The organism is Lacticaseibacillus hulanensis (assembly GCF_004010095.1).
GTDB lineage: Bacteria > Bacillota > Bacilli > Lactobacillales > Lactobacillaceae > Lacticaseibacillus > Lacticaseibacillus hulanensis.
In genome coordinates this window covers 1-8,739 of record NZ_RRYD01000050.1, presented here as the reverse complement: position 1 = coordinate 8,739, position 8,739 = coordinate 1, and the positions used below count along the sequence as shown (strand labels likewise).

The window sequence follows — 8,739 nt, the reverse complement described above, 5'->3', positions numbered from 1 at the left end:
CGACTTAACCTTAGCATATAGGCGCACCCAATGGGTGAAACACCAAAGCAGCGCAGTCCCGTGTGAATCATGGGATTGCGCTGCTTTTTTGAAATTCTATGAATAATCCAGGTTAATACGTATTGTTAGGACCTGCTGGGAAGCTTTGCTCTTCCTAGCGGGTCTTAATTTTTGCCGGCTATGGTGTGGATAAGCCCAATGCAAAAACCGCACCGGTCTTCTCTCACCATAGCTTTCACAGGAAAATCCCAACTGCACTACACGCGCACCGACCCCACCCAGTAGCTACAACGTGGTTAAAGTGCTCAAATGCAAAACTGAGAAGTAGCTACTTTGGACTTGTTGGGTTGCCTTCCGTGGAAATAATCCTAAATTTTGGTTTATGCCACTGTCTAGCGGAGCGTTGTGGGGTTTGGCCGGAGGGTCCGGGCTGGGTCTCGGGTGTGCCGCCCAGCTTGCTGAGTGAGTAGCATCTTTGATGCGTACTCACTCACATGCGCACGCAGTAGCTATGGCAACAAGAATAGAGGTTGTGCCAACCGAGGTTTTTGCGGTTAGCACAGCCTCTATTCTTGTGGGAAAAATTTAGATTTACATTGAGGAGCCGGTGAACGTGAGTGATAAGGTGAAACGAGCGTTAACATGCTAAGTATCGTACACGCGGAATACTAACTGCGACGATGCAAAGCTAAATTTTTAGTCTGGAGACGGAGCTTTTCCGGCTCCAGACGACCGCCACAGCGACCACGGCGAAGCACACCCGAGGCCCAGCCCGGACCCGGAGGCCAAACCCCGCAACGCGGAGCCTCCTCACTGGTCTACCTCAGCGGGGTTACTTGTGCGTCTTACTGTTTAAGCTTTTTGCTTCGGAGGCCGTTTCGTCGTTGATGCGGTTGGCGTGGCAATATAGTTTTGCGCCTCGGATTGCTAGGTACAGTAACCCGGGCAATTGGATTGCGGCCGAGATGCGCGTGTCAGTGATAATCCCAACTAGACACAGTACGCTCGGGACCAGCCATAGTAGCAGTGCGCCAATTAGTAACCACCTGCGTATCTTCATCGTCATCCACTCCTCCACAAGTTTAATGATTGATATTGTAAGTGTAATCAATGGCTCACGGGCCAACATCGGCCAAAAGTTGTAACGCGGTGAACGTAATAATTAAATTTTGCGCTAGGGGTTGTATTTTCCAAGTGTACTAACTAGTATAGTACACGTAAGACGGAACTGAGTTAACGGACCGGGGGTTGACCGGGACGCTGGCCGGAGGAGGACAAATATGGATCCAGCCGAACTGGGGCACCTCGCTTATTACGAGCGGTTGGTGCTAAAAATCAAAGAGCAGATTGTCCGCGGCGTTTTGCAGCCGGGAGACAAGTTACCATCGGTGCGCGACATGGCGCGCAGCGAGCAGCTTAATCCGAACACGGTGGCCAAGGCGTACAAGCAATTGGAGCTCGACGGCGTGATGGAAGTGCAGCCAGGTCGCGGTTCGTTCATCGCGCAACGGCCGCGCAAGATGAGCCAGACGGAAAAAGTTGAATTGAAGAATCGCTTTGATGCGCTGGTGGTAACGGCGACGGCGCAGGGAGTTGACGAGGCAACACTTAAGACATGGCTCGCGGCGCATTTTGAGGGGTAATGGGTATGGAAATTAAGATTGATGGCTTGACGGAAAAAATCGGACACAAGCAGGTTTTGCAAAACGTGAATTTGACCTGGCACACGGGCGAGATTCTCGGGCTGGTTGGGCGTAATGGTGCGGGGAAGACGACGCTAATGCGTACACTCACCGCTGCGTATCAGCCTGACGCCGGCACCGTGCTGCTGGATGGACATAACCTGGCTAAGGAACCAAAGTTGCGGCCACACATGGTTTTTCTTGATGATGGTAACCTGTTTTTTGGTGCCTCACGCCTGAGCAAGGTGGCAGATTTTTACGCAACTGCGTACCCGCAATTTGCACGCGAGCGATTTGAGCAGCTCATTAACAAGAACAAGCTGGACCTGAATGCGACTTTTAACAGCCTGTCCAAGGGGAATCGGGCCTACGTGTTGGTCGTTCTCGCGCTGGCGACGAACGCAGAATTCATCTTGCTGGATGAGCCGTTCGATGGGCTCGACGTCATTGTGCGTGAACAAATTTTGGATTTGGTCATTGATACTGCATCGCGCGGTGACCGGACGTTCATGATTGCATCGCATAACTTGGCCGAACTGGATGGATTGGCGGACCGGGTGGCGTTTTTGAAGCACGGCACAATTAGCCAGGTTTACACGCTGGAAGATGTCCGGTCGACGGCGGTCAAAATGCAGCTGGTGTTCAAGCACAACGAGCTGCCGGATGTGGTCAAACAACACGGACGGATTATTTCCCGGCGCGGCCGCGTGCTTGAGGTGATTTTCCCCGAATATACTGCCGAAATCTCCGCGGCGCTTGCTGCAACCAAGCCCGTGATGGCGGAAGAATTACCGTTGCAACTAACCGACCTGTTTAAGCTGGAATACCGCAAGACACGGGAAGGGGAGATTGCTGATGCGTGATCGACGGCTTTGGCGACTGCTGTGGCTGCGCTATCGGGCAATAATTGGGGTGCTTGCGGTGGCGGGCGCGTTGATTACGGCGTTTCTACTGCGCAATTCGCACGGTGATTACGTTTTGAGCCACGCGCAGTATCTGCGGGCGTACCACAAGGATCCGGGCGCGTTCAGCCCGAACTATCACGAATACGTGCTGGCAAACAAATCATTCTACGCGTTCCTGCATAAGGGTGACCTCTTCCCGATGGCTAACGGGGGCGTGGTGCTATCGCTATTGTTGTTGCTGCTGTCGCTGGTGGCCGGCATCATGATTGCTAATTCCGATTTGCGCGGAGGGTTTATGACCTTTTGCGAGCGCGCAGGGTGGCGGCGAACGACATTTTATTACTACCGCACCGCGTTGTTTGCCGGCGTGTTTAGTGCAATCGCGATTGTGCAGCTGCTTGTGCTGTTTACGGGCTACGGTGTCATCGTCGGTTCCGAATATGTTGGCCTGAACTGGCGGGTAGCAATCCTGATTATCCTGTACAACGTGGTCTGGTTGAACGCTACGTTTGGCCTGGGTCAATTGATTGGCAGTGTGTTCGGGCGCACCTTCATGGCTTCGGTAATGCAAATTGTTCTAGTGATTGTTGGCGCGGCGGCGCTGGATCGGTTGTATCTTAGCTTTTCCGGATTCCGCATCGATTCTCCCGCGACTGATTACTGGCGCTGGTTGGTGCTTGGCGTAGTAGTCTTGGCTTTCACGTGGGCGCTTCAGGGTTACGTTGCAAACCACGTGCGTCTTGAAGACATGGATTGCGCGTTCACCGTCGCGGGTGCGAAGGTAATCACGCTTGGCATCCTACTGGTGGCAATTTGGGTAATGCTTGGTGTTGGTAACGATCGGGGCGACATTACCGGTCTGATTATTGGCCTGGTACTGATGGTTGTCGCGGCCCTACTATGGCTCGGCGGTGATGGTTTGCTGCGGCGCATTCAGGGAGCTAAGTAGAAAGAGGGTACTGGTGATGAAAAATAAACGATTATGGCGGTTGCTGTGGTTGCGCTATCGGCCCATAATGCTGCTTCTTGGCGGGATAACCGCCATTATCACAGTGCTGATGGTGGTCCAAGCACTGGCCAATCATAGCCCGGAGAGTCACGCTGTGTTCAATGAACTGGTGCGCGGCGATGACAATAAACAAAGCTATGCAAATTATGTTGCGCAAACTTACTCGTACTATTTTGCGACCACAGGCCCAGTGCCAAGCAGCCATGGCGGCGTCGTGATGTCGATCTTCATGATGTTACTCGCTGGGCTTGCGGGCATCCTGGTGATATTCTTTGACGTCCAGTCCAGCTTTCAGACGTTTATCGAGCAGGCTGGTTTCACCCGCAGACAGATTTACACTGCGCGGACGTGGGCTTTTTCCGGCGTGCTTGCCTGCCTGACAATAATCAATGTTCTGGTTCAGTTCGGTGTTTACTTGGGGCACTCTCCAGCTAGATACGTTGGATTGAGCGTGAATGCCGCGCTACTGATACTGCTGTATAACGTCATCTGGGTTGCCGCATTCTACCTGATTGGGCAAATACTGGGAACGGCGTTTGGCCGCACGTGGTTCGCGTTAATCTTGGTCCTCGTGATGGGCTTTACGGGCGCGGAGGCACTGTTCGGTGGCGGATTGCCCAAAATGGTCACGATTTTGGATCCAGGCAAGTATTACTGGTTAGCCCTAATTATCGGGGCGGCCATCATCGCGGGCGCGGATGTTTTAGGCCTTTTATTGAACCACACACTGGCGCTGGAGAATCGCAGCGAAACGTTCACGGGCAAAAGTGCTCAGGTTGTGACCTTTAGCGTATGGGCATTGTGCGTGCTCATTGGGTTTAACATTCGCTACAGCATGCACGGCAACGTTGTTGTCCGTGCAATCTGGCCCGACGTCGAACTGATTATCATGGGTGCAATCGTCTGGTTCGGGGCGGAGTACTTGCGCAAGGTCTTCACTTCACGGCGGCAAACCCTGAATTAACAAAAAAGGTAGAACACATCGCAAACGGTTTAGGCCATTTGCGGTGCATTCTACCTTTTTTGTCATTGTTAAATCAATCTTATTGTTCGCGTGCCAGCTTTGAATAAACGGCGCAGTCAACGAATTGACCGTGCAACAGCAGCTCGTCACGCAGGTAACCATCGAAGTGATAGCCGCCGCGTTCGGCGACGAGCCGGCTCGGCGTGTTTTGCGTGGCAGCCATGATGGTAATCTTGTTGAGTCCCAGGTCGTGGAAGCCAAACCGTTCAATCTGGGCGAGGGCGTTGTGCATGATGCCCTGGCCGGTCGCGTATTGGCTCAGGAAGTAGCCGATTTCGGCATGCTTATCGACGTGGTTGACGTTGTGCAGGTCAATACTGCCGACAATTTGGCCATCAGCGCTGATGATGAACCCGAACGCGCGCTGGGCCACCGCCTGGTCAACCATGTGCTTGAGGAAGTTCGCCTCATCCGCCACAGTTTTAGTGTCTTCCGCCCACGGTAGCCACTCATTAATGAAATCCCGGCTGCCGTCAACAACGGCAAAAACGTCCGGCGCGAGGTCGGGTCTGGCGGGTAAAAGTTCGATGTGCAATGTGTGCACCTTCTTCGTAAATAATTTAGCCTAATTGTAGCGCTGTGTGCACGTTATGCCCAGGCTGAGCACTGTACTACGCTGCGTGAAGCCACAAAATGAAAAGCGTGCCTCCGCTAATTATGGTAGGCACGCTTTTGGTTAGTTGTTCAAACCCTTTTCGTACAAATCAATCTTACCGCGGACAATTGAATCCACGAGTTCTTCATAAGTCATGCCGTCTGCCTCCGCCTCTTGTGGCAACAGGGACAGTGGGGTCATCCCGGGCAGGTTGTTGGCTTCGATAACGAAGATGTTGTTTTCCGCATCGAGCAGGAAGTCAACACGCGCGTAGTTCTGGAGCTCGAGTACGTCGAGCGTCCGCACGGCGATGTCCTGCATGCGCTTGTGCGTGTCGTCGTCCAGTTCGGGTGGCGTGATAAAGTCGGTGTGTCCGGGCTGGAACTTGTGCTCGAAGTCGTACCAGCCGTCGTGCACCTTAATCTCAATCGCGGGCAGGGCGTGCCCGTTCACCACCCCGAGGGAGAATTCCCGGCCGGTGATGTATTCTTCAACAATGGCGGATGGATCGAACCGGAATGCTTCCGCAAGTCCCGCTTCGAGTTCGTCCTGGTTGTGCGCGATGGTCATGCCGACAGAGGAACCGCCGCTGGTTGGCTTCACAATCATTGGAAAACCAAACGGCATGGTCTGCTTGGCGCCATTGACCCGGAGTACTTCCTTGAAGGCTGCGGTGGGAATGTCGCTTTGGAGCATGATTTTCTTGCTGATGACCTTGTTCATGGTCATGCCGGAAGCAAGGGCACCACTACCGGTGTAGCGAATGTTGTTGAGGTCGAGGTAGGCTTGAACCTTCCCGTTTTCCCCATCGCCGCCGTGCAGAGCGAGGTACACGATGTCGGCAGCCTTGGCAATTTCGAGAACGCCAGGACCAAAAAGTTGGGTGGTGCCGTCTGTCCGCAATGCGTTGATGTCGTCGTCGGTGAGGACGGCGTCGCTAATGGCCATTGTGTCAGGGATGTTCGCGTCGTCAAAGACATCGTTCACGTCGGCAACCGTGCTTAAATCGTAGCCGAGGAATAAGTCAACGAGCGTTGCATCGTGGCCTGCTGTCCGCAGAGCCTTGGTGATGCGGGTACCGCTGGATAGGGAGACATTTCGTTCCGTACTCCGGCCACCTGCTAAAACGCAAATCTTCATGGATATAAACCTCCGTGATTTATCCGTATCATTTGAATCTCAAGTTTACCACAAAAACGCTATCTTCCGGTAGGTTTAACCGAATTTTTAGAAAAATGCATGTTTGCACTTTTACACACTTGGATGGCATGATTGCGTGATTTAGGGTCGATGATGGCAAACGTGGCGCGTGATCAACCGTTTGCGGCGACCAAGCAAATTGGGGCCCGTTTTGATACGTACATATGTTCGTGATTAATGCTATAATACCGGTACAATGGTAAATGAAGGGGTGGGACCATGAACTACACGTATAACTGGCTGAACCTTGATGAGAAGCGGTACTTGCTGGTGTGGGCCGCGGCGAAATTGGTGTTTGTCGGCGGACCGGATGATGATCTGCAGGTGGCCGGCAAATTGCTGCGGGACACGGATGCGCACTACACTTTGGGTGCAATTCCAGTTCCAATTTCTGCGGGGATGACCGCGTTGTTGACAGGGGCAGCGCGAATTTTGCCGGCAAACTTGTATACCGTCACCGGCACGACCTTTCAGCGGCAAGTTTACGCCGCGCTGCGGTCAATTCCGTACGGCCAGACGGTGACGTACAGCCAGCTTGCGGATAAGATGCAGATGCCGAGTGCGGTGCGCGCGATTGCCCATGCGGTTGCCAGCAATCCCCTGCTGGTGGTGCAGCCGTGTCACCGGGTTGTACCTAAAGCGGGCGGCACCGGTCAGTATCGTGGTGGCAAAAAAATGAAAGAAAGTTTAATCGCCCTTGAATCGCAATTTGCCTAGGCAAAGTCGTACAATTAAAAGTGTAGGGACGTTCATGGACTGACCGAACGCCGTTAATCCGCAGCGTTCGGCTAGTAACGTCGCAACAGGGTGGCTGCGGATTGGCTGTGGTCACCCAGAATAACGCAGGGTAATTTTGCCGACGCTGCCGGTGAATGCACGCGTTTTGGCATTTACATACGCACTAGGCGCGCAGCTAAGCCGATATTGCGGCGGCAATTTTACCCAAGTAGGACCAAAGACAATAGGAGGATTTTTATGAAACTAGCATCTTTTGGTACCCGAGTAGACGAAAAGCCATTTTTGGAAGCTTGGGCACAGCGGACCGGTAACGAAATGCAGATTTTCACGCAAACGCTGAACGAAGAAACTCTCAGTTTGGCTGCGGATGGCACGCAGGGGATTACGTGCCTGCAGACGGTGCCGTACTCTGCAAAACTGTTCCAAATGATGGCGGACCGTGGAATTAACTTCCTGTCCATCCGTAATGTCGGCCTCGACAACATTGATCTCGCGGGGGCCAAGAAGGCCGGTGTTCGCGTCAGCAACGTGCCCGCATACTCGCCAAGTGCCATCGCTGAATTTGCGGTTACGATGGTGATGCACCTCGCCCGCAATCTGGGTCAGGTTGAACAGCACCTGCAAAATAATGACTACAACGGCGCAATGCACTACATGGGTCGCGAGATTGGCCACTCCACGGTCGGGGTAATTGGGACTGGTCGGATTGGCCGGGCTGCCATCCAGATTTTTAACGGCTTTGGCGCTAAGGTCATCGCATACGACCCATATCCAGCGAAGAACAGCGACATCACTTACGTCAGCCTAGACGAACTGCTCGCGCAAAGTGACATCATTGACCTGCACGTGCCCGGCTTGCCGCAAAACACGCACATGATTAACGCCGATTCATTTGCCAAGATGAAAGACGGCGTCATCATCGTGAACACTGCGCGCGGTAATCTCATCGACACCAAGGCGCTGCTTGCCAACCTGCAGAGCGGCAAGGTTGCCGGAGCCGGGATTGACACCTTTGAATTCGAGGAACAGGATTTGCTCAACCTCGAAAAGCAAGGGAGCTTTAACGACCCAATCTGGGACGAAATGCTCAAGATGCCAAACGTGGTCCTGAGCCCGCACATTGCCTACTTCACGGCGACCGCCGTCCGGAACATGTGTGAATTCTCCTTGAACAATCTGACTGGCTTCATTAACGATGGCAAGGCAGAAAACGAAGTCAATTACGATTAATCATTAAAGCAAAGTTAGTCCGGGTCATCAGCCAATCAGCGCAGCCGGATAGTTACAGATACACATCAATATCACCAACAAAATGCCCGCTAAAGTTGTTGCGCAACTTTGGCGGGCATTTTGTGTTTGGCAAACAGATTTTACGGGTTAGGAACCAAAACGCGAGAACTGGCTAACGACACACGACATATTTAAAAATAGGCGCATGAAACTCGTGAAACAGGCATGGCTACTGGATTCTGACTAAATAATTGCGCATATTAAAAAATATGTCGTGTGTCTGTTATGGTACGCGTTGAGGAGACACCTAAATATCTACATCTCTAAATGGAGGTTATTTAGATGCCGAGATCAAA

At 52.7% G+C, this 8,739-nt stretch carries 9 protein-coding genes; 6 read left to right on the top strand and 3 right to left on the bottom strand.

Features of this window, described 5'->3' with window-relative positions:
- Positions 1 to 832: 832 nt before the first annotated feature.
- Positions 833 to 1,066, bottom strand: coding sequence for a hypothetical protein (locus EKN00_RS10535; RefSeq protein ID WP_127850204.1), 234 nt, complete (start codon positions 1,064 to 1,066; stop codon positions 833 to 835).
- A gap of 214 nt (positions 1,067 to 1,280) precedes the next feature.
- Here EKN00_RS10535 and EKN00_RS10530 point away from each other — a divergent pair, with 214 nt between their 5' ends.
- From EKN00_RS10530 to EKN00_RS10515, 4 genes are read left to right on the top strand one after another with little or no spacing between them, the layout of a single operon-like run.
- A complete protein-coding gene (locus tag EKN00_RS10530; protein ID WP_127850203.1) occupies positions 1,281 to 1,643 on the top strand; it encodes a GntR family transcriptional regulator in 363 nt (120 codons plus the stop codon).
- Between the two features lie 5 nt (positions 1,644 to 1,648).
- A complete protein-coding gene (locus EKN00_RS10525; protein WP_127850202.1) occupies positions 1,649 to 2,545 on the top strand; it encodes an ATP-binding cassette domain-containing protein in 897 nt (298 codons plus the stop codon).
- The gene (locus EKN00_RS10520; protein WP_127850201.1) at positions 2,538 to 3,536 is read left to right on the top strand and encodes a hypothetical protein; all 999 of its coding nucleotides are present in this window, start codon (positions 2,538 to 2,540) and stop codon (positions 3,534 to 3,536) included. The genes EKN00_RS10525 and EKN00_RS10520 overlap by 8 nt, the downstream gene beginning before the upstream one ends.
- A 16-nt stretch (positions 3,537 to 3,552) precedes the next feature.
- Positions 3,553 to 4,560, top strand: a complete 1,008-nt coding sequence (locus tag EKN00_RS10515) for a hypothetical protein (RefSeq protein ID WP_127850200.1) — start codon at positions 3,553 to 3,555, stop codon at positions 4,558 to 4,560.
- 79 nt (positions 4,561 to 4,639) lie between these two features.
- Here the strand turns inward: EKN00_RS10515 and EKN00_RS10510 are convergent, their stop codons facing one another.
- Positions 4,640 to 5,155 (bottom strand): GNAT family N-acetyltransferase, encoded by a 516-nt coding sequence (locus tag EKN00_RS10510; RefSeq protein WP_164848119.1) that lies wholly within the window; start codon positions 5,153 to 5,155, stop codon positions 4,640 to 4,642.
- 141 nt (positions 5,156 to 5,296) lie between these two features.
- Positions 5,297 to 6,355 (bottom strand): D-alanine--D-alanine ligase family protein, encoded by a 1,059-nt coding sequence (locus tag EKN00_RS10505; protein ID WP_127850198.1) that lies wholly within the window; start codon positions 6,353 to 6,355, stop codon positions 5,297 to 5,299.
- A 279-nt stretch (positions 6,356 to 6,634) separates the two neighbouring features.
- Between EKN00_RS10505 and EKN00_RS10500 the strand changes: the two genes are divergently transcribed.
- Positions 6,635 to 7,132 (top strand): methylated-DNA--[protein]-cysteine S-methyltransferase, encoded by a 498-nt coding sequence (locus EKN00_RS10500; protein ID WP_127850197.1) that lies wholly within the window; start codon positions 6,635 to 6,637, stop codon positions 7,130 to 7,132.
- Positions 7,133 to 7,390: 258 nt separating this feature from the next.
- Positions 7,391 to 8,383 carry a D-2-hydroxyacid dehydrogenase gene (locus EKN00_RS10495; RefSeq protein WP_127850196.1) on the top strand — a complete coding sequence of 331 codons (993 nt, stop codon included), beginning with the start codon at positions 7,391 to 7,393 and terminating at the stop codon, positions 8,381 to 8,383.
- The last annotated feature ends 356 nt before the right edge of the window (positions 8,384 to 8,739 follow it).